The following is a 26,168-nucleotide window of genomic DNA, read 5'->3' on the forward strand; positions in this document are numbered from 1 at the left end:
ATGGTTGAACCCTTATCCGAATTGGATATGCGGCGGCTCGCCGACCGGCTGGCGATTGACGAAGTGTTCGCGCGCTATTGCCGGGGGATAGACCGCTGCGACCCCGACGAATTGGCGCGGGTGTTCACCAAAGATGCGCGGATCGATTACGGCGACGGGCCAAAGCCGCGGGATGAAACCATCACTGGCCTGATGGCGGGCCTCAGCGCGATGCGCCTGACCCAGCACAATATCGGCAATGTCATTTGCGAAATTGCGGGTCAGCGCGCCCGCGCCGAAACCTATTGCGTGGCACTCCACATCCTGCCCGGAAATGAACCAAGCGGGGGTTCGGGCGAGATCGAAATGGTGGTTGGCGGGCGCTATCTCGACACGTTGGAAAAGCGCACGGGCAAATGGCGCATTGCCGAACGGCTGTATGTCATGGATTGGAACCGTCAGGGGCCTGCGACCATGAACGAGGTGGGCGGGCTTTACGATACGCTGGCACGGCGAGGATCACGCGCACCCGATGATCCATCCTGTGCGTGGTGGGCAAAGGCGCTTTAGGAAGCCACCCGAATCGTGTTGACCCCGCGCGCCTGACTGCCGGTTTCGCCAGACAGTCCGATGAAGATCGTGTCGACGATCCGCGCCAGCTTATCCTCGGACAGCTTGTCCCCAAGATATATCAGCGCATCGGGAAGCGTGTAATTCGACACCATCTGATTGATCAGCGACAGCGCCTCGTCAATCTCAAGCCCGGCGAAGAACCCGTCGGCCTGCGCCTCAACAATGATTTCGCACAGGTAATGGTCGGCCAGATCAACGTAGGATCGTACCCTTTCGAAATTGGCCGCGCCCATTTCGCACAGCAATGCAAAGTTTTCCGGATCACCGCGAAAACGATCATACGAAATGACGAAACGCCGCCTGAAGAATTCATACATCTTGCGGGTGGGCGGAAGATCGGTGCCCAGCACTTGCTCCATCACTTCCATATGCGGAGTGAACCAGATCGCCGCCACTGCATCGAACAGATCGTCATAGTCAGGAAACAGCTGTTCAAACCGGCTGCGCGACAATCCGCTTTCGGTCAGCGCAACGGCATGGGAAATTTCGGTGCCGCGCTCTTTGACGAGATCGAGCACCAGTCGCGCAACCCGTTCGCGCTCGGCCTGCCGTGCTTCTTCGCTCAATGCCATGGTCTGCCTGCCCTCTACAATTCGCCCATAGATAGGGTCCGGATCGAGCGGCTTAAAGACATATCTTGCAAAATTTGTGCGGCGCAATAGCGCAAGGCTCAGATATCGGTGCGGCCTTCAATAATGGCCTTGGCCTGCGCCTCCAGCACCTTGAAGCGCTCGTAATCGGGCAGCTTTGCGCGGAACCATTCGGCGAGTTTGAGCAAATCCTCGCCGTAATTGCCGGTCGGGAACAGCGGTTCACCAAAGCCGATAATCATCCGTTCATTATCGGCATAGGCCGGAACGATCGGCACGCCTGCCGCCTGCGCGATGTTGTAAAATCCCGATTTCCACTTGCCGTCCGACTTGCGCGTGCCTTCGCAGGCGATCACGAGAGCGAGTTCTTCGCGCCGCTCAAATTCGGCCTTCATCTGCTCGACCGTGTTGGCCTTTCTCGTGCGGTCAACCGGGATGCCGCCCATGTCGAGCATGAAGTTGCGCATCATGCCCTGAAACAAAGTGTGCTTGCCCATGAAATTGGGCTGCACGCGCTCCTCATGCGTGGCCCCTGCAAAGAACACGAAATCCCAATTCGAAGTGTGCGGCGCACCAGCGATCACATATTTCTTGAGATGCTTGGGCAAACCACCATCGATTTTCCAGCCCTTCCATTTGTACAGGAACAGGATGATCCGCTTCACCAACCGCGACAGCAGCGTGGGCGTGCGGGTTTCGTTGTGTTTCAATGTTTTTGGCCCCTCTCTTACCTGCGTGTCTGCCCGCAATGGGAGGAGTTACGCAAGGGAAAGTGTGAGGGTTTCAGTCGGTCGTTGAACCGGAGATCACGAACATGCTATGGTCATCGAGCTTGAAGATCGTGAAGAGGAACACGCCCCACCATTCCATTCCCGCCTCGAACAGAGGATGAACCCTGGTCAGGTCGCCGCGGCTCCAGTCGAAGATCTCAATCCGTTCACCCCGGCCAAGAAGCAGTTCTGTCGATGCCTTGAACAGCCGCTGTATCTTGGCCGACGGCCCCTCCAGACTGTAGGGCGGGCATGAAAAGGCATAGGCATATTGACCGGGCTCCTCGCAATCGGGTGTGGCTCCACCCCAGCTCCGGAACGGGGCCTCCCCAAGCTTGTCGTAACGGATGTCGCTGACCTGCCCAAGACCTTCGACCTCGCCTGATCCGCGCTTGATTAGCATCAGATCGCGCGGATCGCACCATTCGCCCAGAAAGGCCTCGCGCGTGAGATTGCATTGGTTGAGCGATTGCAAGGCTGCAACCGCATCGGCAGGCAGGTGCCATTCGCGCGGGCTCTCGGCCCCCGACAAGTGCGCATCGATGGCCAAGAGCCGGGAAAGCCGATCCGGTCCTGCGCCCGCAAAAAATGAATAGTCGAGCGCGACCCCGATGCCTGCGAGTTCGAAAAAGATTGGGGGGCTGGGGGCTCGATACATCACATCCGGAAAACCCCAAACGCAGGCCGTTCCGCAATCGGCGCCTCAAGACACGCCGCAAGCGCAAGCCCCAGCACGTCGCGGGTCTGCACCGGGTCCACCACGCCATCGTCCCACAGGCGGGCGGTGGCGTAATAGGGGTTGCCTTCGTCCTCGTATTTCTGGCGGATCGGGGCCTTGAAGGCCTCGGCCTGCTCCGGCGTCCAGCTGTCCGCGTCGCGGTGGACGGTGGCCAGCACGCTCGCGGCCTGCTCCCCGCCCATCACCGAGATGCGCGCATTGGGCCAGGTGAACAGGAAGCGCGGCGAGTACGCCCGCCCGCACATGCCGTAATTGCCCGCGCCAAAGCTACCGCCGATCACCACGGTCACCTTGGGCACGGTCGCGGTGGCGACTGCGGTGACGAGCTTTGCGCCGTGTTTGGCGATGCCCTCCGCCTCATATTTCCCGCCGACCATGAAGCCCGAGATGTTCTGGAGGAACAACAGCGGGATGCGGCGCTGGCACGCCAGTTCGATGAAATGCGCGCCCTTCTGCGCGCTCTCCGAAAACAGCACGCCATTGTTGGCTAGGATCGCGACCGGCATCCCCCAGATATGCGCGAACCCGCACACCAGCGTGCTGCCGTAATGCGCCTTGAACTCGTGAAACTCGCTGCCGTCGACCAGCCGCGCGATCACTTCCTTGACGTCATAGGGCGCGCGCACATCATCGGGGATGAGGGCATAGAGATCATCCGCGTCGTATTTCGGACTGCGAACCCCCGCGAAGGCGGGGGTCTCCTTGCCGAGCAAGGCCCCCGCCTGCGCGGGGGCGCACGGAGAGCCGAGGTGCGAGACGATATCACGCACGATGGTGAGGGCATGCTCGTCGTTCTCTGCCAAGTGATCGACCACGCCCGACTTCTTGGCGTGCAAGTCACCGCCGCCGAGGTCCTCGGCGCTGATCTCCTCGCCCGTCGCGGCCTTCACCAACGGGGGCCCAGCCAGAAAAATCGTACCCTGATTGCGCACGATCACGCTCTCGTCCGACATGGCGGGCACATAGGCACCGCCCGCGGTGCAGCTCCCCATCACGCAGGCGATCTGCGGGATGCCGAGCGCGGACATATTGGCCTGATTGAAGAAGATCCGCCCGAAGTGATCGCGGTCCGGAAACACCTCGGCCTGATGCGGCAGGTTCGCTCCGCCGCTGTCGACGAGGTAGATGCACGGCAGGCGGTTTTCCTGCGCGATCTCCTGCGCGCGCAGATGCTTTTTGACCGTCATCGGGTAATAGGTGCCGCCCTTCACGGTCGCATCATTGCATACGATCATGCACTGGCGACCCGACACGCGCCCCACCCCGCAGATCAGCGAAGCGCCATTGACGTCGCCTTCGTACATGCCGTTGGCGGCGAGCTGGCCGATTTCGAGGAAGGGCGAACCCGGATCGAGCAGCCGCTCCACCCTTTCTCGCGGCAGCAGCTTCCCGCGCGAGACATGCCGCTCGCGATGCTTCTCCGGCCCGCCCAGCGCGGCTTCGGCGACAGCGGCACGAAGCTGCTGCGCCAGCGCGTGATTATGTGCGTATCGGGCCTTTGCCTCGGGGCTTTCGCGGTCGAGTTTGGTGGTGAGGGTGGGGGCGGTCACGCGCAATCCTCCCCGGCACGGGGAGGGGGACCGTCCGCCGGACGGTGGAGGGGCACCCCAAGTTGCTCAATCCGTTCATCACAAATCACGACAATTCGCCTCACCACTGACTCCAAATTCTCAAGCACCCGCTGCGCCGGGATGCGCGTGGTGGCAATCCCCTGTGAACGCAGCCACGCCGATCGCGCGCGATCCCGCTCCGCGACCGTCGCATTGTCATGCGCCCAGCCGTCAACCTCGATATCGAGCCGCGCCTTGGCGCAATAGAAATCGAGCACATAGTCCCCCGCCGGGTGCTGCCGCCGGAACTTGTGGCCGCCGGGGCGCTTGCGCAATTCGTGCCAGAGTACGGCTTCCGGCAGCGACATCTCGCCGCGCAATTTGCGGGCGCGTTTGACTGTGTCGCGGGGGCCATTGATCATGGCGCGTGCCCCTCCACCACCCTGCGGGTGGTCCCCCTCCCCCGCTGGGGGAGGATCGAGGCCGCGCGTTCCCTCACCGTTTGCGCACAAACTCGGCCCGCAGCACCAGCCCCTTGATGCCGGGATATTTGCAGTCGATCTCCTGCGCGTCGCCGGTCAGGCGGATCGACTTGATGAGGGTGCCCTGCTTCAGCGTCTGTCCCGCACCTTTGACCTCGAGATCCTTGATCAGCGTCACCGCATCGCCATCGGCCAGCAGATTGCCGACCGCGTCGCGGACTTCGACGATGTCTTCTGCTGCCTGCCGCGCGGCGAATTCGCTGGCGGGCATCCATTCGCCCGATGCTTCGTCATAGACGTAATCTTCGTCGCTCATCGTGCGGCTCCAGTCAGCCTCGCATCGGGCTCAATCGAAAGAACGGGTGCAGTCATTGTTTCTCTTGCCTCTTCTTGCCCCGCCAATGCTCCCATGCGGTGAAAAACACAAACGCGGCAAAGACGCTTTGCAGGGCAAGGCTGAAATAGAATTCCTCATAACCCGCGATAAAGGCGGTGTAGCCGTTCACCAGCACATTGGACGCCATGATGGCGACGCCCAGCCACACGCCCCACCGCTCTCGCACCCAGATCAGCACGGCGGCGAGCGGATCGAGGAACGTCAGACTGGTCCAGTAGATGTTCCACGGCAGCGGACGGAAATCATAGGGCAGCCAGCCGCCGTGATAGAGATCGAGCGAATGCGTGATCGTCCCGATCAGAAACCCGACAGTCCAGATGATCCGGGCGATGGTGGGCATCTCAGAAATCTTCTGGCCATTCGAGATTGTTGCTGTCAGTCCATGCTAGACTGGCGGGGGCAACCACCGGGCAATTCAGGAATTCGGCGATTGCCCGCAAGGCTTCTTCTCCGCTGACAAGGCTACTTGCCGGGACGGTCGCTCCTGCATCGCTTTCCAGCCAGCCCTCCGCCTGCTCCCTGCCTTGCGAATACCACATGGAATTCGCCATTGGCTGCTGCTGGCTGTAAATATCAAAGGCCAGCGAAAAGCCGTACGCGCCAGCGGCCTCGACCATCAGCGTGCGGCGCTCACCGCCATCGTCTGCAAATTGGAGCGTGCCGTAATCGCCCGGCTGCAATTCCCGGCATGACCCGGCGTCAATCGCCTCACGAAGCGCGACTGGATCGATCGGCCTGCCGCCGAGCAGCAAGGTCGAATGGAAACCGCTCAACCGGCAGCCCCGATCAACTCGCGCCCGATCAGCATCCGCCTGATCTCGTTCGTCCCCGCGCCGATGTCGAGCAACTTCGCATCCCGCATATACCGCTCAACCGGCCAGTCGGTGGTGTAGCCCGCGCCGCCCAGCGCCTGCACGCTTTCCGCCGCGACCTTGAAGGCGTTCTCGGACGCCAGCAGGATCACCCCCGCCGCATCGAAGCGCGTCGTCTGCCCGGCGTCGCACGCCTTGGCGACCGCATAGGTGTAGGCGCGCGCGGATTGCAGAGCGACATACATGTCGGCGACCTTGGCCTGCATCAGCTGGAAGCTCCCGATGGCTTTGCCGAACTGCTTGCGCTCGCGCAGATAGGGGATCACTGTGTCAAGGCACGCCTGCATGATGCCGAGCTGCAACCCGGCGAGCACCACGCGCTCGTAATCCAGCCCGCTCATCAGCACGCCGACGCCGCCGTTGAGCGGGCCCATGATGCGGTCTTCGGGTATGAAGCAGTCCGAAAACACCAGCTCGGCGGTGGGCGAGCCCTTCATGCCGACCTTCGAAATCTTCTGGCCGATGGCAAAGCCCTCGTCGCCCTTCTCGATCAGGAAGGCGGTAATCCCCCGCGATCCGGCGTGTCCGTCGGTCTTGGCATAGACCACCAGCGTATCGGCTTCGGGCGCGTTGGTGATCCAGAACTTGGTGCCGTTGAGGACGTATCCGCCCTGAACCGCCTCGGCCTTCAGCTTCATCGAGACCACGTCCGACCCCGCGCCCGCTTCCGACATGGCGAGGCTGCCGACATGCTCGCCGCTGATCAGCTTGGGGAGATACTTCGCCTTTTGCTCATCATCCCCCCAGCGACGGATCTGGTTGAGGCAGAGGTTTGAATGCGCGCCGTAGGACAGGCCCACAGAAGCGCTGGCCCGGCTGACTTCCTCGACCGCGATCACATGTTCGAGATAGCCGAGCCCCAGCCCGCCCCATTCCTCTTCGACCGTGATGCCATGCAGGCCCAATGCGCCCATCGGCTCCCACAGCTCGCGCGGGAAGCGGTCTTCGCGGTCGGTGCGTTCGGCCAAGGGCGCGATCTGCTCGTCGGCAAAGCGCGCGGTGGTGTCGCGGATCATCTCGGCGGCTTCGCCAAGGTGGAAATCGAAATCGGGGGTTGCTCGCATCGGTATCTTTCGCTGTCGAAACGGAGCCGAAAGGGCTTTGGCTCCGATTGCAATCAAGGCTCTGCCTTTCGCCTTAGCAATCCGGTCGCAGAACGCCAATGTTACAACAGCCCGAAAGGCTTGCACCTGAGCGATGTTGATACCGGGCAATGTTGCTGGCAAAGGTTGATGGGGCCAAGGGGGATCGAAGGATGAACACATCCCCAAAAGCACTCGCCCAATCAGGCAGGAGCGACAAGCTGAGCGTAACAGAACCCGCCTTATGGCCGCCGGGAAAGGCTCCCGCTGAGGAATTCTGCGGTGAGGATAAGCGGCTTCGAGTGCTCGCCAGCTTTGATGCAGGCGCGCTTTCGGGTGATGCGGAGCTTGCCCGCATCACTCGCTTTGCCGCGCAATTGTGCAATGCCAGCAGCGCCGCAGTCAGCCTGGTCGAAGCCGAAAGCCAGCGCTTTATCGCGGGCGCTGGCCTGACGCAGGATGAAACGCCGCGCACCACCAGCCTATGCGCGCACACCATGCTGGGGTCCGATCTGCTGGAGGTGCTCGATGCGTCCGGCGATGCGCGCTTTGCCAATTTCGAATTGGTGCGCGGGGCAGCCGGTCTGCGCTATTACGCGGGCGCGCCGCTGATCTCTGCCGAAGGGGCGCCGCTGGGGGCCTTGTGTGTGACCGACACCGCGCCGCGCAGCGCTCCGCTTTCAACGCTCCAACGCGAAGGATTGATGGTTCTGGCAGAGGCTGTCATGCGCCGCCTGCACTCGCACCGCGAGGCCAACGCAGCGGGTATGGAGCTCAAGAAGAGCGCTGAGCAGCTGCAATTCATGCTCAACAGCGTTCCCGATATCGCCTGGTCCGCTGCCGCCGGGCCGAAATTCGACTATTTCAACGCGCGATTTACCGAAGTCACAGGATTGCCGCCGCGCCAAAGCATCGATGACTGGCGCGACGTGATCCACCCGGATGATTTCGAAGCCTCGCTGGTAAAATTGCGGCAGGCGATGAGCACGGCAACGTTCTTTGACGATGAATGGCGATTGAAGCAGGCCGATGGCAGTTATCGCTGGGTGATTTCACGCGCCGTGCCTTCCAGCGATGATCCGCAGACAGCCCGCTGGTTCGGGACGCTGACCGATATTCATGACCGGCACATGATCGCGGAAGAACGCGAATTGCTGGCAGGGGAGTTGGTGCACCGGATCAAGAACATCTTTGCGGTTGTCACGGGGTTGGTGACCTTGCATGCGCGCGGCGATCCGGCGCTGAAAGATTTCGCCGACACGCTTTCTGAAAATATCAGAGCACTGTCGCGGGCGCAGGAATTTGCCTTACGGGCAGGAGGGCGAGCGGGGAGGCGAGCCGGAGGGCAGGCTGGCGGGCATGACCAACAGACCCTGAAGGACTTGCTGGAAGTGCTGATGGCCCCTTACGGAGTGCCTGGCAAAAGCGCGATAGCCATCAGCGGAGCCGAGGTTGCCACTGGCCCGCGTTCGGCGACGCCGCTGGCGCTGGTGTTCCATGAACTGGCGACGAACTCGGCCAAATATGGCGCGCTAAGCGTGGCGCAAGGCAGGCTCTTCATCGACATTCGCCGCGAAGAACAGAATGTGCGGATCATTTGGCGCGAAACTGGCGGTCCCGCTGCTACCGCCCCGCAGGAAGTGGGCTTTGGATCGCGGCTGATGAGGCTGGCGGTCGAAAATCAGCTTGGCGGCACCATTTCTCAGGATTGGCAGAGTGATGGACTGGTGAGCGAGATCATTGTTCCGGCAGAGCGGCTGGAACGGTGAGCAGCGGACCTGATCGTTCCTGCATGCGCACTTGGCGCAGCCCCGTTAGCAATCTAGGCATAAGTCCGAGGGGCTGATCCGATTACCTTGCCAACACCAAATGAAACTGCCGCCAGCACCGTGCTGAATTTTGAAGCCGCTGAGCGCATTTATGGCGACGTGGTGGCAGTCGGCGGGGTCACCTGCGCGATTGCCGCGCGCAGCTTTGTCGCGCTGGTGGGATCATCGGGTTCGGGCAAATCGACCTTGCTCAAAATGGTCAACACTCTGGTCACCCCCAGCGGCGGGCGGGTGCTGTTCGGCGGTGAGGATGTAACCACGCTCAAACAATCGCAATTGCGCCGCCGGGTCGGCTATGTGTTTCAGGGCATCGGTCTGTTTCCGCATTTCAGCGTCGGCGAGAACATTGCCATCGGCCCGCGTCTCGCCGGGGAGAAACTGGCGCGCGAACGGATCGCGGAACTGCTGAATCTGGTCGAACTGGACCCGGAGATGGCCACCCGTATGCCCGACGAACTGTCGGGCGGTCAGCGGCAGAGGGTCGGCGTGGCGCGGGCGCTGGCGGGTGATCCCGAATTGCTGATCATGGACGAACCGTTTGGCGCGCTGGACCCGATTACCCGCAATGCATTGGGCGAAAAGGTGCGCGAGTTGCACGAAAAGCTCGGCCTTTCCACAATCATGGTGACGCATGACATGGCAGAGGCGCTGCTGCTGGCAGACCGGGTGCTGGTGATGGATGCGGGCGCGCTGGTTGCCGATAGCACGCCGCGGGGGCTGCTCGCGGGGGAAGGTGGTGCCATCGCGCAAGGGCTGGTCGCGGTCCCGCGTCAGCAAGCGGAACGGCTTGCGGCGATGGAAGCGGGCCGGGCATGAACGGGTTCGGCGACATCCTGATCGGGCTGGGAGACAAACTTGCCGCGCATGTTGTGCTTTCGGCGGCTGCCATTGGACTAGGGATTGCGGTCGCTCTGCCGCTCGCCGTGTGGGCCAGCCGTTCACCGGTGGTCGGGCGGGTCGTGCTGGGCTTTGCCAGTCTGGTGCAGACGATCCCGGCGCTGGCGCTGCTGGCGCTGTTTTTCCCGATCCTGTTGTCGCTTAGGGCGGTGTTCGGCGAAGGCCTGCCAACGCTTGGCTTTCTGCCGGCGCTGCTCGCGCTAGCGCTGTATGCTCTGCTGCCGATCCTCAGGAACGCGGTCACCGCGCAGGCCAACCTCGATCCCGGTGTGCTCGAAGCCGCCGACGGGGTCGGAATGACGAAATGGCAGAAACTCGTGCTGGTCGAAGCGCCGCTCTCAGCGCCGTTTATCATGGCAGGGATCCGCACCGCCAGCGTGTGGACCATCGGCGCGGCCACGCTGGCGACGACCATCGGTCAGCCGAGCCTTGGCGATCCGATCTTTGCCGGGCTGCAAACGCAGAATTGGGCACTGGTGCTTGCCGGGTGCTTTGCCAGTGCAGGTCTGGCGCTGGCGGCGGACAATCTGCTGTGGGTGATCGAACGCGGCCTCGCCCGGCGCTCGCGCTGGCAATATGGCGGCGGCATTGTGGCGGTCGCGCTCGGCATCTGCGCGGCGCTCTTGTTCCAGTATGGCGACGCGGTCTTTGGGAAGGAGCGCAGAGACGGTGACCCCGGCCCCATCGTTATCGCTTCAAAGCAGTTTTCCGAACAATATATCCTTGCACAGTTGATCGGTGCGCAGCTTAAGGCAGCGGGTTATGAGGTCGAGTATCGTGACGGCCTGGGATCGGCGGTGGTGCATAGCGCGGTGGCATCGTCGGCTATCGACATCTCGGTTGATTACACTGGCACGATCTGGACCAATGAACTGGATCGCAGCGACAATCCGGGCCGCGATGTCATGTATGAAACCATCGCGGAATGGGAGCGCGTCAACACCGGCGTGCGTGTGCTGGGGCGGCTGGGGTTCGAAAACGCCTATGCCTTTGCCATGCGCGAGGACCGGGCGGCGGAATTGGGGGTTGCCACGCTCGCAGACCTCGTCCCGGTTGCCCCGCGCTTGACTGTTGGCGGCGATCCCGAGTTTTTTGAACGGCCCGAGTGGATTTCGGTGCGCGACGCCTATGGTATGCAGTTTGGCCAAACCCGCAATTTTGCGCCGACTTTCATGTATAACGCGCTGCGTTCGGGGGAGGCTGATGTGATCAGCGCCTATACGTCAGATGGCCGGATCGCGGCGGACCGGCTGGTGGTGCTGGAGGATCCGCGCGGAGCGCTGCCCAGCTACGACGCCATGCTGATGCTGTCCCCGCGCATTGCCGATGACGAAGGCATTGCCCGCGCGCTTCAGCCGTTGATCGGGGCGATTTCGGTCGAGGCCATGCGCGAGGCGAATTTCGCCGTTGACCGCGAAGGACAAGGCAAGCTCAGCCCAGCCGATGCAGCGGCGCAGCTGGCGGAGAATATAGGCCTTTGATGAAATGATCGGTCCGCAAGGCCAACGGGCCGCCGCGCCTTTTGGCGCGCAAGCGGGGCGAGCCGGATGGCCCGCGCCCGGCGCTTGCGGGCGCAATCATTACCGCGACCGGCGCCACACCTGTGACTGGCAAAACGGGCCAATACAGCCGCGCACCTCGATCGTATTGGCGCTCGTTCGCCGGATGACCGAGCGGTAGCTTTTGCCGGTCTTGGGATCGTATATCCGCCCGCGCCACAAATCCGACTCTTCGCGGAACTGGGTCAGGATCGGCAGGCCGAGCAGCCGCCGCGTCTTGAGATTGGGATCGGGATTGTAGATGTCGCGTTGATCCGCGCCATCGGGCGGCGGCACCAGAAACCGCGCAATCGTGCCGCAAGTGGCATTGCCGCAAGGTCTGATTTCAACGATTGCGTCGCGCTCTGCAGTGATCCAGCGGCCGGTAATCGCCTCTGCCGCATTGGCAGGAGTGGCAATCATCGTCACCGCCGTCAGCATGGCGGCAAGTCCCGTGGCAATGCGTGCGATCATGTGATTCTCCCGTTTGCGGTTCAGATTACATGCCAATCGCCCTGTGCGACACCACCAATCAATCAAACCCGACGCCAATCGGCCAGCGCCGCCCGCAAATGCCCAGCACCTTGAACAACGCGCCCATCTGATTGTCCTGCACCAGCCGATCATATTGCCGTTTGAGTGTGTCGACCTCTTTGGGATTCTTGCGCTGCAACGCCTCATAGCGGACGTCGATTCCCATTTGCCGCAGCCATTCGCCCTGCATTTGCAGACCCATCACATCCGCACCGTTTTTCTCCGCGACGTCTTTCAGCAGCTCAAAATCGACATGCGCCGTCAGGTCGGCCTCGCCCGGATGGCTTAGAACATCGACTTTCTGATGCGCGCGGAGCGCTTGCAGCGTCGATCCGGCGCGCAGTTCGAATGAACCGTAATCAATAATAAGCGCCGCGCCGCCCTGATTTTTCAGCCGCTGTGCAATCTCGCCCATCACCGCGCTGGCCGCCGCGCTGGTTTCGATCATCGTGCCTTGCGATGCGCTTTTCCAGCTTTTGGGGACGATCGAATCCATCGGTGCGGTTCCGGCGACGAACGCCAGATCGTTGCCTTCCAGCCCGATCATGCGTTCGTGCCACCCGTCAGCCGAGCGGACGAGTTGATGGATTGGCAGCGCATCGAAGAATTCATTGGCGACAATCAGCAAAGGGGCATCGTCGGGCAGGGTCGACAGGTCATCATGGTGGACCGCATCGGGGAACTTCTCGCGCTGAATTGCGCGCAGCGCCTCAGAGGTTTCGACAAAGTGGATCTGGGGCGCAAATTCATACCTTGCCGCAGTGCTCAAGGCATCGCTGGTGAGCGTCCCGCGCCCTGGACCCAGCTCGACGTAATGGATGCGTTTGCGCGCGCCCATGCGCACCCACAGATCGGCAAACCACAGGCCGATCAATTCGCCGAACATCTGGCTGACTTCGGGAGCAGTGATGAAATCGCCCTCTTCACCCAGCGGATCGCGGCTGGTGTAATAGCGCGCGTTGCTCTCTGCCATGTAATGCGCGAGGCTGATGGGACCGGTTTCGCGGATCAGGCGGCGGAAAGTCTTGCCAAGATCTCTGGCGGCCAGCGCGGCGGCGGCCTTGGCTTTCTTTTCCGCATCCGCTTTGGCTTTGGCCTCGGTTTCCTGCTTTGCCTTTTTGTCGGCTTCGGCCTTGGTCTTTGCTTCTGCCTGCGCCTGAGCTTTGGCTGCCGCTTCTGCTTCTGCCTTCGCTTTTGCCTTGGCTTGCGCTTCGGCTTCGGCCTTGGCCTTTTTTTCGGCCTCAACTTTTGCTTTGGCTTCAGCCTCGGCCTTCTTTTCAGCCTCAAACTTGGCTTTTGCTGCTTTGGCCGCCTCCTTCGCTTTGGCTTCAGCCTCTGCCTTTAGCTTTGCTTCTGCCGCTGCCTTGGCCTTGGCTTCGGCTTCCTGTCGGGCTTTCGCTTCGGCTGCCTTTCGCGCTCGCGCTGCGGCGGCAGCCTTGGCCTGAGCCTCTGCCTCCGCAGCGGCTGCGGCTTCCAATCGGGCGAGTTCTCTTGCCTTGGCCTCGGCCTGTTCCTTGGCCTGGGCTCTTGCCTTGGCCTTCGCGTCCTCCGCCGCTTTGGCCTCTGCCTGAGCCTTGGCTTCAGCCTCGGCCTCGCGCTTGGCTTGAGCCTTCGCGGCTTGTGCTGCCGCAGCCTCAATCCGCGCCTGCTCTTCAGCCTCGGCTTTGGCAGCAGCCGTCGCGGCGGCATCGGCCATCGACCTTGCGGACGCCTGCCGGACTTCACCATCGAGCGGAATTTCTGTCTCGGTCCCGTCCGCCTCAATCAGGTGCAGCACGCAAGGCCGCGGCACCCGCAGTGTTATGATTCCTAGGCCGCTGGCGACGCCGCGGTGCCGGTCCCCGAGGGTTTCCTGGTCACGGCGTAAATCGTGACAATCAATCCAGTCAATATCAGCGGTATTGTTAGCCATTGGCCCATTGATAGTCCGGTTCGTGCCGCAAAGTCAGCCAATTGTGCGTCAGGTTCGCGGAAAAATTCGTTAACAAATCGCGCGATACCCATGCCCAGCGTGAAAATGCCCACCAGCAGACCGGGACGGTAGCGCGCCCGCGTTTTCCAGAACAACAGCATCAGTATGACCAGCAGCGCGAGCCCTTCGAGCCCCGCCTGATACAGCTGGCTGGGGTGACGCACGATCTCACCCGCCCGCGCATCAGGGAACACCATACCCCATGGGACATCAGTGGCACGGCCCCACAATTCGCCATTGTTGAAATTGGCCAGCCGCCCCAGCAACATGCCCATTGGCACATTGACCGCAATGTAATCGCAGACCCGCAGGAACGACAGTTTGTCGCGTAGCGAAACCCAGCCGATCGCCGCCAGAACGCCCAGCAAACCGCCGTGAAAGCTCATCCCACCATCCCACAGCCGCAGCAATTTCCAGCTGACAAAACCGTCACCCGAAAAATCGGTGAAGGCGCTGGGGATGCCGGTGTCGCCGCCGGTGTAAAACGCCGCATAACCCAGCCGTCCGCCAAGGATCACGCCAAGCGTGCAATAGAAAAACAGATCATCCGCATGCCGCTGAGCCATCGGTGCGCCGGGCGATTTAAGCATCCGGGACAGGTGCCAATAGGCAAACACCACACCAATCAGATAGGCCAGCGAATAATACCTCAGCTGAAACCCGCCAATATCGAACAAATAGGGCCTCAGCCCGAGATCGGACCAATATATCGGATCAACAACGCCGCTGCTTGCGGCAAGTAGTGACAGCACGGCAGGAACCTCTTAGTAAACGTGACAAGCCTGACGGCGCGCGTCACCGGACCCGGCTTCTGGCACAGCGGGGACTTCGGGGGAAGCCTCGCAAATGGCCCGGACATTTAAGAACGGTGCAATTCACGATGCGGCAGCCCGCGCGGTTGCACCGATTGCAAAACGCCCCAAAAGGGGTGCATTGAAGGAGAGAGAACCGCATGCCCACTCAGCTGGACACTGCACTGGAAGCAATCATGGCGCAGCTGACTCAGCCGGGTCAGCCCTTTCATACGACACAGATCGATCAGGGCGGCGTTGCCATGCCCGCCTTTACCGCCGCTCCGCCGACGCTGGCGCATTATTTCGCGCATTTCTGCAACGAACATAAGGACACGCCCTTTATCGTCGATGGCGATGTCCGGCTGACCTTTGGCGAAACTTACGCTGCGGCGGTTTGTGTGGCTGAAGGTCTGGTGACCCGCCACGGCGTGGCCAAGGGCGATAGAATAGGAATTGCAGCGCGCAATTCGGCCAATTGGATGATCGCCTATATGGGCATTGTGATGGCGGGCGGATGCGTGACCTTGCTGAATGGTTTCTGGTCCGGTGATGAACTGGCCTATGGGATCCGGCTCGCCGAATGCAAGCTGGTGCTCGCCGACGAAGGCCGGGCAAAACGGCTCGAAGGAACAGAGCATTCCGCCAAGCTGGTGATGATCGATCACACCGCGCCTGCCGAAGGGCTGGCCGAGGTCTGGGCCGCGCCCGCCGATCAGATGGGCTCCGCCGCGATGCAGTTGCTGGGCCGGCTTGGGCCCGATGATCTGGCGACCATCCTCTACACTTCGGGTTCGACCGGTCAGTCAAAGGGCGCCTATTCCGATCACCTCGGCGTTGTCTCTGGCGTCATGAATTACGTCGCCCAAAGCGCGATGGCCAAACTGCTGTTGGCGAGCCAGGGACAGGATGTCAGCGCGCAGCCCTGCGCGCTGGTCGCGGTGCCGCTGTTCCATGTGACCGGCGAGGTGCCACTGTTCCTGCAATGCTTCGCGATCGCGCGTAAGTTGGTGTTGATGCCCAAATGGGATGCGCGCGAAGCCTTGCGGCTGATGGATCAGGAAAAAGTCACCTATTTCGTTGGCGTCCCGCTGATGAGTTATGAACTGGCGACCCATCCTGATCGCAGCACATTCGACCTGTCATCGTGCAAAAGCTTTGCCGCCGGCGGAGCGCCGCGCCCGCTTGAACATGTGACCAAGATCAAGGAAGCTTTCCCCGGCGGATTCCCGCTGCTTGGTTATGGCCTAACTGAAACCAACGCAGTGGGATGCGGCAATTTCAACGAGAATTACATCGCCAAACCCGGATCGACCGGCAAGGCATCAAAGCCGCTGGTCGAAATCGCCATTCTGGATGATGACGGCAACCATCTGGCGCAAGGCAAGGTGGGCGAAGTTTGCATCCGCACCATCGCCAATTTCCGCGGATATTGGAACAATGAAGAAGCGACGCAAAAGGCCTTTACTGCCGACCGCTTCTTTCGCACGGGCGATCTCGGTTATCTTGACGAAGACGACTATCTCTTCATCGTCGACCGCAAGAAAGACATCATCATTCGCGGCGGGGAGAACATTTCCTGCATTGAGGTCGAAGACGCGATCTACGCGCATGATGACATTGCCGAATGTTCGGTCTTTGGCTTGCCGGACGAACGTATGGGCGAAGTGCCCGCGGCGCTGATCCGGGTGAAGGATGATCGCGGCGCAATGGCACCGGATCAGTTGCGGGAATTCCTGCTGTCGCGGATCGCGCCGTTCAAGGTTCCGCTGGTTGAACATATCTGGGTCACCACGGAGACATTGCCGCGCCTTGGCACTCAGAAAATCGACAAGAAATCCCTGCGCGAAGCCTACACAAAGCAGCTTGCAGCGGCCTGATCCGCTGCCGCACTGCATCGCAATCGAAGTAAGGGGGACATCATGACCGACTGGAGCCAGCCCAGTCTCCGCGTCCCCCGCCAGCGCGCGATCCTTGACCGGCGCGCGTTGATGGAAACGATTGCAGCGCTGGTGGGTGACCATGGCGACAAGGCCCGCGTGCCGATCCTGAAGGCCTTGCAAGCGGCGCTTGAGAAAGGGCGGACGGAGCTGGAAAAGCGGCTGTCGCAAAACCCGTCGGCCGGTCATGAAATCACTCTGGGATATGCGTTTCTAACCGATCAGCTGGTCCGGGTGATCCACGACCATGTCACAGAGAACGTCTATCCAGCCGGCAATCGCACCACCGCCGAACGGCTCGCCGTGTTGGCGGTGGGCGGATATGGCCGCGCGGAAATGGCCCCGCATTCAGACGTCGACATCGCCTTTATCACCCCGATGAAACGTTCCCCATGGTGCGAACAGGTGATCGAGGCGATGCTTTATCTGCTGTGGGATCTGGGTCTGAAAGTGGGGCATTCCAGCCGCAGCGTGGCCGACACGATGCGCATGGCAAAAGAAGATTTGACGATCCGCACCGCCCTGCTCGAAGGGCGACGCATATGGGGCGATTCCGAGGTTTATGAGGAGGTGCGCCAGCGTTTCTGGAATGAGGTCGTGCGCGGCAGCGAGCGCAATTTCCTCACCCAAAAACTCGAAGAGCGCAATCAGCGGCACAAACGGATGGGCGACAGCCGCTATGTCGTTGAACCCAATGTCAAGGACGGCAAAGGGGCCCTGCGCGATCTCCAGACGCTCTACTGGATCGGCAAATATATGCACCGGGTCGGCAGCGCGGCTGACTTGGTCGATGTCTGCCTGCTGACCAGCAGCGAGTATCGCAGTTTTCGCCGGGCCGAAGGATTTTTGCTGGCGGTGCGCACGCATATGCACGTGTTGACCGGGCGCGCCGAGGACCGGTTGACCTTCGACCTTCAACGGCAGGTCGCCAGCCGCATGAATTTTGCCGACCGCCCCGGCAAAAGCGCGGTCGAACGCTTCATGCAATATTACTTCATGCAGGTGAAACGGGTCGGCAGCCTGACCGGCGTGTTCCTGGCGCATCTGGACGAAGAATATGCGCGCAAACGCGCGCGCAGCGGCTTTTTCGCCGGTTGGACCGCCAAACCCCGCTACATCAAGGGCTATGTGGTCGAGGGCGGCCGGATCAAGGCACCGCGCGACCGCTGGTTTGCCGATGATCCGGTGCGATTGATCGAACTGTTCCAACTGGCAGAGGCAGAGGGCCTCGAAATCCATCCGGAAACGATGCGTCAGGCCGACCGCGATGCCAAACTGATCGACAAATCGGTGCGCAAGGACGCGCGCGCCAACGCTTTGTTCCTTGATCTGCTGGGCGGGCGCAAAGACCCCGAAACCGCGCTGCGCTGGATGAATGAAGCGGGCGTGTTCGGCCGGTTTGTGCCCGATTTTGGCCGGGTCAATGCGCAGATGCAATTCGACATGTATCACCATTACACGGTCGATGAACACACGATCCGCGCCATCGGCCTGCTGAGCCAGATCGAACGCGGGCTGCTGCCTGATGACCATCCGCGCGCAACCACGCAGATCCACAAAGTGGCCTCGCGCCGCGCACTGTATGTCGCGGTGCTGCTCCACGATATTGCCAAGGGTCGCGGCGGCGATCACTCGGTGCTGGGCGCAGATGTGGCGCGGCGGCTGTGCCCGCGCTTTGGGCTGGATGAAAAGGAAACTCAGCTCGTGCAGTGGCTGGTGTTGCAACATCTGTTGATGAGCTCAACCGCGCAGAAACGCGACCTTACTGATCCCAAGACAATCGAGGATTTCGTCGCCGAAGTGCGCACGCTGGACCGGTTGCGCAATCTCGCCATTCTGACCGCGGTCGATATTCGCGCGGTCGGACCCGGCACCTGGAACAGCTGGAAGGGGCAGTTGCTGGGCGAGCTCTATGATGCAGCGCAGGAACTCCTGCGGCTTGGCCACAAACGCAAAGGCCGCGCTGCGCGGGTCGCAGCGAAGAAAAGCGCGGTGGCGCAAATGCTGGGCGACAAATCCCATCTCGTCGGTGAAGTCGGCGAATTGCTTGGCGATGCATATTGGATCGCCGAGCCTGACGACATCATCGCCAAGAACCTGATCCAGTACGAACTGGCACGGCGGATCGAAGAGAATCTCTCAATCCATTGCGAGATTGATGAGGAACGCGGTGCGACGCTGGTCAGCGTCATTGCCGCCGATCACCCGGGCCTGTTTTACCGCATTGCAGGGGGCATCCATCTGGCGGGCGCGAACATCATCGACGCCCGCATCCACACCGCGATGAACGGTTATGCGGTGGACAATTTCCTGGTGCAGGATCTGCATGACAAACCCTTGCGCGAAGATAGCCAGATCGCGCGGCTTAAACAGGGCATTGCTGACGCGCTGCTGGCGAAGGTCGAACTGGTACCCAAACTCGCCGCCCGCCCGCTTGCCCATTCGCGGGCCAAGGCTTTTGCGGTCGCGCCAGGGGTCAATTTCGACAACACCGCCTCCAACCATTTCACCGTTATCGAAGTGACCGCGCGCGACCGCCCGGCCTTGCTGAACCGGCTCGCGCATGCGCTGTATAAGGCAAACCTGATTGTCCAGTCGGCGCATATCACCGCTTACGGCGAGAGCGCGGCGGACACGTTCTATGTCACCGATCTCACCGGCAGCAAAGTGACCGCGCCCACCCGTCTGGCCGAGATTGAGGCTGCCCTGCTCGCGGCGGCAAGCGACAAACGACAACGCGAGCATGAAGAGGCCTGACGCGGCGCCGCAAGACCAAGCGCGGACCTAACTCGACCAGCGCGCCCCCGAATAGGTTGCATTTGCGTGACTCATCTTTATTGGCGGGGGCCTTCAAGTTTGGGAGACAAATTGAATGACTATCCTTACCCCCGCGCGGCGCGTTGCCGCGGTTCTTCTGTGCACCTGCGCCGCCGCCCCCTTTGCAGCACAGGCGCAAACCACCGATTCCGATCAAACCGCCGCCAACGCCCCGGTCCAAGAAGCGCGCACCAGCACGCTCGATACAATTGGCAACATCATCGTCACCGGCACCAAGACACAGGACCCCGAAGACGTTCAGGATGTGGCGCTTGCGATCACCGCGTTCAATTCCGGCACCCTCGAAGCGCTCAAGGTCCGCGACATTCAGGGTCTGTCATTTCAAGCTCCCAACGTCTCGCTCGATCAGATTGGCACCACCCGTGGTCAAGCCAACTTCTCTATCCGCGGCCTCGGCATCAATTCCTCGATCCCCTCGATCGATCCGACCGTCGGCGTGTTTGTCGATGGCGTCTATCTTGGCACCAATGGCGGGGTCGTGTTCGACCTGTTCGACCTTGAAAGCGTGGAAATCCTGCGCGGGCCGCAGGGCGTGTTGTTCGGCCGCAATGTGACCGGCGGCGCGGTGCTCATCAACACCGGCAATCCGACCGAAGAGTTTCGCGGCAAATTCCGCGCGGCAGTGGACGGCCCGATTGATGGCGGACGCGGCGGCGCAAATTACACCGCCAGCGGCGTTATCTCCGGCCCGATTGTCGAAGACGTGCTGCTGTTCAAACTCGGTGCCTATTACAACAATGACGATGGCTATTTCACCAATTCGTTCGACGGTTCAAACCACGGCGCGGCGGAAACCTATATCCTTCGCGGTGCGCTCGAAGTGCGGGCCGGCGATCTCACGCTGACCGGGAAAATCGACTATTTCGACAGCGAGGGCGATGGTCCTGCTGGCCAGAACCGTGGCTTTTTCTCACGCGAAAGCTTTGATTTCGCAATCGACAATCGCGGTTTTTACACCAATGAAACGATCAACGCCTCGCTTACTGCAGAATGGGATATCGGGCCGGGCACGCTGACCAACATCCTTGGCTATCGTGATTATCAGGCGACCACTGATGCGGATATCGATGCGACCGCGCTGTTTCTGTTCCATTCAGGCACTGAAACCGAACAGGACCAGATTTCGAACGAACTGCGCTATGCAGTCTCGACCGACAATTTCGACCTGACCGTCGGCGCATTCTATTTCGATCAGTCGATTGCCTACACCGAAGTGCGCGATATTCCGCCTTCGACGCCGCTGACATTCTATGGCGGTGGTCAGCAAGACCACGAAGTGATCGGCCTGTTCGCCAGCGGTCAGTTTCAATTGACCGATGCGCTTTCGGTTATCGGTGGGATACGCTGGAGCCAGGAAACCAAGGACGCGGCGATCACCTATGTCCGCCCCCGCCCGGAATGTTCGGTGGTTCAGGGCACCTGCCCGACCACCGGCACCAACGGGTTCGGACTTCCGGAAAACAACGGCTTCACCGACAGCGTGCGGTTCCGCAATGTTTCGCCCAAACTGGGCCTGCAATATGAATTCGCAGACAGTCAGGTCTATGCGCACTGGACGCGCGGCTATCGTTCGGGCGGTTACAATTTCCGCATCACCAACGCCAACGCCTTCGAAGCGATTGCGCTGGCGCCGGGCGGCAGCTTCTCCTTTGACGAGGAGCGGGTCGACAATTACGAAATTGGCGGCAAATTCCAGACAGCAGACGGATCGCTGACGCTTAACCTTGCTGCCTATATCACCGAGGTCAAGAACATGCAGCGCGAGATCAACCAGTCCTCCGCCGCATCGGGGGTCGCGCAGTCGATCTTCAACACCGCGGATGCGACCATCACCGGGTTCGAAGCTGAGGCGCGTATGCGGCTTTCGGACAGCCTCATCGTGACCGCCAATCTCGGCCTCATCAACGATGAATATGATGCCATCCTGTTCGACATTTCGGGCGATGGTGTGATCGATCAGGCTGACCTTGACCTGCGCCTGCCGCGCGTTCCCGAAGTGACCTGGGGTGTCGGCTTCATCCACGAATTGTTCATCGGTGACAGCGAGATTCTGACACGGGTGAATTATCAGTACCGCGATGAATTTGCCTATACCGACAACAATTTCGGCTATGTGCAGGACATCTCGAACCTCGAAGCCAACATCACCTGGAATACGCCGATGGAGGGCCTTTCGTTCTCGGTCTATGGCCGCAATCTGTTTGACGAAGTGCAGGTCGGCGGGGACACGCAGGTTCCATTCGGCGGGCCGCTGTCAAACGGCGTGAACCGTCCGTTTGATGCCGCGCCTGCAGCGGGCACATTCTCGCCGCTGTCAAAGGGCCGTCAAGTCGGTGTCGAGGCGCTGTTCGAGTTCTAGGAACGCGGCACCAAAGTGAAAGAGGGGGGCGCTTCGGAAACGGAGCGCCCCTTTTTATGTGTCGGTAATCAGCAGCAGCGCGATGGCCTTGTCGTCAAATCCGACAAAGGCCCATTCGACGGCAGCGCCCGCTATCGGATTCCACAATCCGTCATAGCGATTTGCAACCAGCGTCCGCCGTTCGGGATCGAACAGCGCGATGAAGTCGCGCGCGCAGGCCGCCGCGTCCGCTTGCGCAAGCCATGGCCTCGCCGGATTGGCAATGTCACCGGCCAAGGCTTGCTCCATCTGCGCCCATGCCGAACGCGGGCCATCGGCTCCGGGTAAGGCATCGAGCAATTCCCAGTTGAAACCGATCTTTGCAAACCCAAGCCCGCCGATAAAACCATCGGCAATTTCGCTGTGGGGTGCAGGCATGATCGGGCCAATGCGGTGATGAAACTGCGCGCGCGCGCCATTGTTCAATAGAGGGAGCCAGCGGGCGGCAAACTGGCGAAAGGCTTCATCCACCGCGCGCGCCAAACAGCGCCGAACCGACCCGGATGTGCGTGGCGCCCAATTGCACGGCGGTTTCATAATCGCCGCTCATTCCCATGCTCAGCCCCTCGGTCCCATTGTCGCGCGCCAGCTTGGCGAGAAATGCAAAAAAGGGCGCAGGCTCGGTATCGGCGGGCGGCAGGCACATCAGGCCGGCGAGCGGAATATCCGCGCTGCGCACCCGCGCCAGAAATGCGGGAAGGCCCGCAATCGAGCAGCCACCTTTCTGATCCTCCTCGCCAATATTGACCTGCACGAAACACGGCACGCGCCGCCCGGCCTTGTCCATCGCTTTGGCCAGCGCGTTGAGCAGGCTTAACCGGTCAAGCGAGTGAATTGCGTCGAACATGGCCACGGCATCATCAGCCTTGTTCGATTGCAGCTGGCCGATGAGGTGCAATTCGGTATCGGGGAACTTGTCGCGCAGCGCGGGCCATTTGTCCTGCGCTTCCTGCACCCGGTTTTCGCCAAATACGCGGTGTCCAGCGTCCAGCAGGGGTAAAATCCGTTCTGCCGGATGCGTCTTGCTGACCGCGATCAGGGTCACGTCGGCGGGCTGTCGCCGCGCGGGCTTGCACATGCGCGCGACATTGGCTTCGATTTCGGCGAGACGGGTGGCTGCACTTTCCATGGGGCCGCGCTATAGTGATCGCGTGACCGTTGCAAAGCCTCTCCCTGCGCTCTGGCTGATTTCTGATGCGCGCAATGATGGCGCGCTGGAACGGGCGCTGGCCAGATTGCCAGCCAGTAGCGGCTTTGTGTTCCGGCATTATCATTGTCATCCCAAGGCCCGACGCAGACGGTTTGACGCGCTGGCTGCGATTGCGCGTGACCACGATCACCGCGTAATCCTTTCCGGCGATGCCGATCTGGCAATCGAATGGGGGGCAGACGGCATTTACGGTCCGCCGGGCAAGCTGGGAAAGCGCAACGGTTTGTTGCGACTGGCGGCGGTGCACGATGCGGACGAAATCGCGCTTGCCAACCGCGCCGGGGTCGACGCCATGTTTCTGTCGCCCGTATTCCCCACCCGCTCGCACCCAGGTAAGGGCTGTCTGGGCATCGCCTTGTTCCGCGAATTGGCGGCGCGCGCGGAAAGCCCGGTCATTGCACTCGGAGGCATGAATGCGGAGCGGGCGCGCGACCTGCATTGGCCGCGCTGGGCAGCGATAGACGGGCTGTCGGCATGACCCCCGCAATGACCGCCATTGACCGCGAAGAGTCAGGAAAAGGTTTGACCCAAAGCCTACGAGGATTCATGATGTGTTCTCACAAAGGAGCGCCGCAATGGCTAGCCGTGCGATGACCAACCGCAACAATACCGCAGATTGGCGCATTGGCCTGCGCCGCAGCCTCCGCCGCGCCGCGCAGATGACCGGCGCCGGAGTGCTGCTGCTTGTGACAATATTCCTGGCGCTGGCCTTGGCGAGTTACACGCAGACCGACCCCAGCCCATCGACCGCCGCAGCGGCGGGAGAGGTGAGCAACTGGATGGGGCGCTGGGGAGCCTTCGCTGCCGACCGGGTGCTGTTCGCTTTTGGAGTGCCGGGAGCGTTGCTGCTCCCCCTGCTGTATATTTCGGCGCGCAAATTGTGGCGCGCGGTAGAGCTCGACGGCGCGGATGGAGGGTCGGAGGGGGCAAGCTGGTGGCTGCCGACAGGTTTGCTGCTGATTGCAATCGTGTTGCTCGGCACCGTGCTGTCGCTGACTTTTGATCGGACCGGTGGGACCCTGCCCGCGCAGCTTGGCGGGGTGTCAGGCCTGCTCGGTGCAAGCGCTATTGAAGCGCTTGCCACGCGTTTTGGAGGCGGTGCATCGGGGTGGATCATACTGGGCGCGGCGCTGACGTGTCTGGCTGGCGGCACCGCGCTGCTAACGCGAGTGTTTGCGATTGATTGGCGTATGCTTTTGACATTGCCCAACTTTGCCGGGGACGGAGCCGTTGGAGGAGCGATCCTGTCACGCCTGCCCTTTGGCAAGACCCGCAGGCCGCAATCGGCCTTTGCCGGGGATGACAGCATCGAAGCGCCAACAACAAAATCGCGCCGCCAGGTGAAGCCCGCAGGTGATCTGCCGGCCGACCCGGCCCCGCGCCGTGCCCCGGAAATCAGCGATCCTTCCGCCCCGCCCAGACGTGCCGAACCGGCCAAGACCAATCAACGCGACATGTTTGCCGCCTATGAATTGCCGAGCCTCGACCTGCTGGCCGATCCGCCGTTGGAAACCGCGCCGAAGCTCGACAAGCTGGCATTGGAACGCAACGCACGCCTGCTCGAAAACGTGCTCGACGATTTCAATGTGAAGGGCGAAATCACCGCCGTGCGCACCGGTCCTGTGGTGACCATGTATGAATTGGAACCAGCGCCGGGGATAAAGGCCAGCCGCGTCGTTGGCCTGGCCGAAGACATCGCGCGCAACATGTCCGCGATCAGCGCGCGCGTGTCGCCGATACCGGGCCGCACGGTGATGGGGATCGAACTGCCCAACAAGGATCGCCAGATGGTGATGCTGCGCGAACTTGCCGCTTGCGCCGCCTTTGCCGAGGCGAAGGGCAATCTGCCGATCATTCTGGGCAAGGATATCGCTGGCGAACCAATGATCGCAGACCTCGCGGCCATGCCCCACTTGCTGGTTGCCGGGACCACCGGTTCGGGTAAGTCGGTCGGGCTCAACTGCATCATCCTGTCGCTGCTGTATCATTTCACGCCCGCAGAATGCCGGATGATCCTGATCGATCCGAAAGTGCTCGAACTGGCGAGTTATGATGATATTCCGCACCTGCTGTCCCCCGTGGTTACCGAACCGCACAAGAGCGTGCGCGCGCTCAAATGGGCGGTGGAGGAGATGGAGGGTCGATACCGGATGATGAGCAGCATCAATTCGCGTAATATCAACAGTTTCAATGAAAAAGTCAGTGCCGCGATCGCCAAGGGCAAGCCACTGGGGCGGCGCGTGCAGACCGGGTTCGACCCCGATACTGGCGAGCAGCTCTATGAAGAAGAGCAGCTCGATTACGCGCCGCTGCCGCAAATCGTGCTGATCGTCGATGAACTGGCCGATCTGATGGTAACGGTGGGCAAGGAGATAGAGGTTCTGATCCAGCGACTGTCGCAAAAATCGCGCGCGGCGGGCATCCATCTGATCATGGCAACACAGCGACCCAGCGTCGATGTCATCACCGGTGTCATCAAAGCCAACTTGCCGACCCGGATCAGCTTCAAGGTGACCAGCCGCATCGACAGCCGAACGATCCTGGGCGAGCAGGGCGCGGAACAATTGCTGGGCAAGGGCGACATGCTCTACAAACCCAACACCGGCGCAACAGTGCGCGTTCATTGCCCGTTCGTTTCTGATGATGAGGTCGAAGCTGTGGCCAATTTCTGGCGCGCACAGGGCTCGCCGGAATATGTCGATGCAGTCACCGAAGAGCCCGAAGACGGGATGGGTCTGAATTTCGAAGACGACCTAACCGCTTCGGACAATCCCGAAGAACGCAAATATCGCCAAGCCTGCCAGATCGTGATCGAGAACCAGAAAGCCAGCGGATCATGGCTTCAGCGGCAAATGGGCGTGGGCTACAACACCGCCGCCAAATGGATCGAACGGATGGAAGGCGAAGGGCTGGTAGGCCCCGCAAACCATGTCGGTCGGCGCGAGATTTTCCGCGATTCAGACGGCAATCCTATCTAGGCAGCCCTTTGTCGATGTAGAAACGAATGGGGGGGGGGGCCCCCCCCCCCCCCCCCCCCCCCCCGGGGCGCAACTACAGCCCCCCGGCCGCCCGCCCCCAAAAAACCCCACCACAGTAACCGGCGAGGTAGACGCCCGCCCGCCCCCCG

At 61.3% G+C, this 26,168-nt stretch carries 23 protein-coding genes; 9 read left to right on the plus strand and 14 right to left on the minus strand.

Features of this window, described 5'->3' with window-relative positions; translation table 11 throughout:
• Positions 1 to 549 (plus strand): nuclear transport factor 2 family protein, encoded by a 549-nt coding sequence (locus ACM64M_RS11310; RefSeq protein ID WP_416228794.1) that lies wholly within the window; start codon positions 1 to 3, stop codon positions 547 to 549.
• Here the strand turns inward: ACM64M_RS11310 and ACM64M_RS11315 are convergent.
• The 9 genes from ACM64M_RS11315 to ACM64M_RS11355 all read right to left on the minus strand — a co-directional run bounded on the left by ACM64M_RS11315 (position 546) and on the right by ACM64M_RS11355 (position 7,076).
• The gene (locus tag ACM64M_RS11315; RefSeq protein WP_416228795.1) at positions 546 to 1,184 is read right to left on the minus strand and encodes a hypothetical protein; all 639 of its coding nucleotides are present in this window, start codon (positions 1,182 to 1,184) and stop codon (positions 546 to 548) included. The two genes, ACM64M_RS11310 and ACM64M_RS11315, sit on opposite strands and share 4 nt — an antisense overlap.
• A gap of 98 nt (positions 1,185 to 1,282) precedes the next feature.
• Positions 1,283 to 1,912, minus strand: a complete 630-nt coding sequence (locus ACM64M_RS11320) for a lysophospholipid acyltransferase family protein (protein WP_416228796.1) — start codon at positions 1,910 to 1,912, stop codon at positions 1,283 to 1,285.
• A gap of 73 nt (positions 1,913 to 1,985) precedes the next feature.
• Complete coding sequence (locus ACM64M_RS11325; RefSeq protein WP_416228797.1) at positions 1,986 to 2,522, minus strand: hypothetical protein; 537 nt, start codon at positions 2,520 to 2,522, stop codon at positions 1,986 to 1,988.
• 107 nt (positions 2,523 to 2,629) lie between these two features.
• Positions 2,630 to 4,261, minus strand: coding sequence for a carboxyl transferase domain-containing protein (locus ACM64M_RS11330; RefSeq protein WP_416228798.1), 1,632 nt, complete (start codon positions 4,259 to 4,261; stop codon positions 2,630 to 2,632).
• The gene (locus ACM64M_RS11335; protein WP_416228799.1) at positions 4,258 to 4,683 is read right to left on the minus strand and encodes an endonuclease domain-containing protein; all 426 of its coding nucleotides are present in this window, start codon (positions 4,681 to 4,683) and stop codon (positions 4,258 to 4,260) included. Before ACM64M_RS11335 ends, ACM64M_RS11330 begins: the two co-directional genes overlap by 4 nt.
• A gap of 73 nt (positions 4,684 to 4,756) precedes the next feature.
• Positions 4,757 to 5,059 (minus strand): alkylphosphonate utilization protein, encoded by a 303-nt coding sequence (locus tag ACM64M_RS11340; RefSeq protein WP_416228800.1) that lies wholly within the window; start codon positions 5,057 to 5,059, stop codon positions 4,757 to 4,759.
• Between the two features lie 52 nt (positions 5,060 to 5,111).
• A complete protein-coding gene (locus ACM64M_RS11345) occupies positions 5,112 to 5,480 on the minus strand; it encodes a hypothetical protein (protein ID WP_416228801.1) in 369 nt (122 codons plus the stop codon).
• A gap of 1 nt (position 5,481) precedes the next feature.
• A complete protein-coding gene (locus ACM64M_RS11350) occupies positions 5,482 to 5,913 on the minus strand; it encodes a hypothetical protein (protein ID WP_416228802.1) in 432 nt (143 codons plus the stop codon).
• The gene (locus ACM64M_RS11355) at positions 5,910 to 7,076 is read right to left on the minus strand and encodes an isovaleryl-CoA dehydrogenase (RefSeq protein WP_416228803.1); all 1,167 of its coding nucleotides are present in this window, start codon (positions 7,074 to 7,076) and stop codon (positions 5,910 to 5,912) included. The genes ACM64M_RS11350 and ACM64M_RS11355 overlap by 4 nt, the downstream gene beginning before the upstream one ends.
• Before the next feature lie 191 nt (positions 7,077 to 7,267).
• Here ACM64M_RS11355 and ACM64M_RS11360 point away from each other — a divergent pair, with 191 nt between their 5' ends.
• The 3 genes from ACM64M_RS11360 to ACM64M_RS11370 all read left to right on the plus strand — a co-directional run bounded on the left by ACM64M_RS11360 (position 7,268) and on the right by ACM64M_RS11370 (position 11,301).
• Positions 7,268 to 8,863, plus strand: a complete 1,596-nt coding sequence (locus ACM64M_RS11360; RefSeq protein WP_416228804.1) for a sensor histidine kinase — start codon at positions 7,268 to 7,270, stop codon at positions 8,861 to 8,863.
• An 87-nt stretch (positions 8,864 to 8,950) separates the two neighbouring features.
• Positions 8,951 to 9,739 (plus strand): ATP-binding cassette domain-containing protein, encoded by a 789-nt coding sequence (locus ACM64M_RS11365; protein ID WP_416228805.1) that lies wholly within the window; start codon positions 8,951 to 8,953, stop codon positions 9,737 to 9,739.
• Positions 9,736 to 11,301 carry an ABC transporter permease/substrate-binding protein gene (locus ACM64M_RS11370; RefSeq protein ID WP_416228806.1) on the plus strand — a complete coding sequence of 522 codons (1,566 nt, stop codon included), beginning with the start codon at positions 9,736 to 9,738 and terminating at the stop codon, positions 11,299 to 11,301. Before ACM64M_RS11365 ends, ACM64M_RS11370 begins: the two co-directional genes overlap by 4 nt.
• Before the next feature lie 99 nt (positions 11,302 to 11,400).
• Here the strand turns inward: ACM64M_RS11370 and ACM64M_RS11375 are convergent, their stop codons facing one another.
• The 3 genes from ACM64M_RS11375 to lgt are packed head-to-tail and all read right to left on the minus strand — an operon-like array spanning position 11,401 to position 14,616.
• Positions 11,401 to 11,832, minus strand: a complete 432-nt coding sequence (locus tag ACM64M_RS11375) for a DUF2147 domain-containing protein (protein ID WP_416228807.1) — start codon at positions 11,830 to 11,832, stop codon at positions 11,401 to 11,403.
• A gap of 58 nt (positions 11,833 to 11,890) precedes the next feature.
• Positions 11,891 to 13,669, minus strand: a complete 1,779-nt coding sequence (locus ACM64M_RS11380) for a class I SAM-dependent methyltransferase (protein WP_416228808.1) — start codon at positions 13,667 to 13,669, stop codon at positions 11,891 to 11,893.
• Positions 13,670 to 13,701: 32 nt separating this feature from the next.
• Positions 13,702 to 14,616, minus strand: a complete 915-nt coding sequence (gene lgt / locus ACM64M_RS11385) for a prolipoprotein diacylglyceryl transferase (protein WP_416228809.1) — start codon at positions 14,614 to 14,616, stop codon at positions 13,702 to 13,704.
• Positions 14,617 to 14,816: 200 nt separating this feature from the next.
• On the opposite strand from lgt, the gene ACM64M_RS11390 reads away from it, so the two are divergent.
• The 3 genes from ACM64M_RS11390 to ACM64M_RS11400 all read left to right on the plus strand — a co-directional run bounded on the left by ACM64M_RS11390 (position 14,817) and on the right by ACM64M_RS11400 (position 21,792).
• Complete coding sequence (locus ACM64M_RS11390) at positions 14,817 to 16,535, plus strand: class I adenylate-forming enzyme family protein (RefSeq protein ID WP_416228810.1); 1,719 nt, start codon at positions 14,817 to 14,819, stop codon at positions 16,533 to 16,535.
• Positions 16,536 to 16,577: 42 nt separating this feature from the next.
• On the plus strand, positions 16,578 to 19,352 hold the full coding sequence (locus ACM64M_RS11395) for a [protein-PII] uridylyltransferase (RefSeq protein WP_416228811.1): 2,775 nt from the start codon (positions 16,578 to 16,580) through the stop codon (positions 19,350 to 19,352).
• A gap of 115 nt (positions 19,353 to 19,467) precedes the next feature.
• Complete coding sequence (locus ACM64M_RS11400; RefSeq protein ID WP_416228812.1) at positions 19,468 to 21,792, plus strand: TonB-dependent receptor; 2,325 nt, start codon at positions 19,468 to 19,470, stop codon at positions 21,790 to 21,792.
• A 54-nt stretch (positions 21,793 to 21,846) separates the two neighbouring features.
• Here the strand turns inward: ACM64M_RS11400 and ACM64M_RS11405 are convergent, their stop codons facing one another.
• Entirely contained in the window at positions 21,847 to 22,302 is a 456-nt protein-coding gene (locus ACM64M_RS11405) for a hypothetical protein (protein WP_416228813.1), read from the minus strand.
• Positions 22,295 to 22,960 carry a YggS family pyridoxal phosphate-dependent enzyme gene (locus ACM64M_RS11410; protein WP_416228814.1) on the minus strand — a complete coding sequence of 222 codons (666 nt, stop codon included), beginning with the start codon at positions 22,958 to 22,960 and terminating at the stop codon, positions 22,295 to 22,297. Before ACM64M_RS11410 ends, ACM64M_RS11405 begins: the two co-directional genes overlap by 8 nt.
• 22 nt (positions 22,961 to 22,982) lie before the next feature.
• On the opposite strand from ACM64M_RS11410, the gene ACM64M_RS11415 reads away from it, so the two are divergent.
• Complete coding sequence (locus ACM64M_RS11415) at positions 22,983 to 23,519, plus strand: thiamine phosphate synthase (RefSeq protein WP_416228815.1); 537 nt, start codon at positions 22,983 to 22,985, stop codon at positions 23,517 to 23,519.
• Positions 23,520 to 23,616: 97 nt separating this feature from the next.
• Positions 23,617 to 26,019 carry a DNA translocase FtsK gene (locus ACM64M_RS11420; protein WP_416228816.1) on the plus strand — a complete coding sequence of 801 codons (2,403 nt, stop codon included), beginning with the start codon at positions 23,617 to 23,619 and terminating at the stop codon, positions 26,017 to 26,019.
• Positions 26,020 to 26,168: the final 149 nt, after the last annotated feature.

It is taken from the genome of Qipengyuania sp. ASV99 (genome assembly GCF_047872805.1).
In the GTDB taxonomy this organism is placed as follows: domain Bacteria; phylum Pseudomonadota; class Alphaproteobacteria; order Sphingomonadales; family Sphingomonadaceae; genus Erythrobacter.

What these genes read in the sequence shown, in the direction of transcription:
- ACM64M_RS11375 (WP_416228807.1), bottom strand. Translation starts at nt 11,832, where the DNA reads ATGATCGCACGCATTGCCACGGGACTTGCCGCCATGCTGACGGCGGTG.
- ACM64M_RS11340 (WP_416228800.1), bottom strand. Translation starts at nt 5,059, where the DNA reads ATGAGCGACGAAGATTACGTCTATGACGAAGCATCGGGCGAATGGATG.
- ACM64M_RS11420 (WP_416228816.1), top strand. Translation starts at nt 23,617, where the DNA reads ATGGCTAGCCGTGCGATGACCAACCGCAACAATACCGCAGATTGGCGC.
- ACM64M_RS11400 (WP_416228812.1), top strand. Translation starts at nt 19,468, where the DNA reads ATGACTATCCTTACCCCCGCGCGGCGCGTTGCCGCGGTTCTTCTGTGC.
- ACM64M_RS11370 (WP_416228806.1), top strand. Translation starts at nt 9,736, where the DNA reads ATGAACGGGTTCGGCGACATCCTGATCGGGCTGGGAGACAAACTTGCC.
- ACM64M_RS11310 (WP_416228794.1), top strand. Translation starts at nt 1, where the DNA reads ATGGTTGAACCCTTATCCGAATTGGATATGCGGCGGCTCGCCGACCGG.
- ACM64M_RS11360 (WP_416228804.1), top strand. Translation starts at nt 7,268, where the DNA reads ATGAACACATCCCCAAAAGCACTCGCCCAATCAGGCAGGAGCGACAAG.
- ACM64M_RS11315 (WP_416228795.1), bottom strand. Translation starts at nt 1,184, where the DNA reads ATGGCATTGAGCGAAGAAGCACGGCAGGCCGAGCGCGAACGGGTTGCG.
- ACM64M_RS11355 (WP_416228803.1), bottom strand. Translation starts at nt 7,076, where the DNA reads ATGCGAGCAACCCCCGATTTCGATTTCCACCTTGGCGAAGCCGCCGAG.
- ACM64M_RS11410 (WP_416228814.1), bottom strand. Translation starts at nt 22,960, where the DNA reads ATGGAAAGTGCAGCCACCCGTCTCGCCGAAATCGAAGCCAATGTCGCG.
- ACM64M_RS11335 (WP_416228799.1), bottom strand. Translation starts at nt 4,683, where the DNA reads ATGATCAATGGCCCCCGCGACACAGTCAAACGCGCCCGCAAATTGCGC.
- ACM64M_RS11390 (WP_416228810.1), top strand. Translation starts at nt 14,817, where the DNA reads ATGCCCACTCAGCTGGACACTGCACTGGAAGCAATCATGGCGCAGCTG.
- ACM64M_RS11395 (WP_416228811.1), top strand. Translation starts at nt 16,578, where the DNA reads ATGACCGACTGGAGCCAGCCCAGTCTCCGCGTCCCCCGCCAGCGCGCG.
- ACM64M_RS11345 (WP_416228801.1), bottom strand. Translation starts at nt 5,480, where the DNA reads ATGCCCACCATCGCCCGGATCATCTGGACTGTCGGGTTTCTGATCGGG.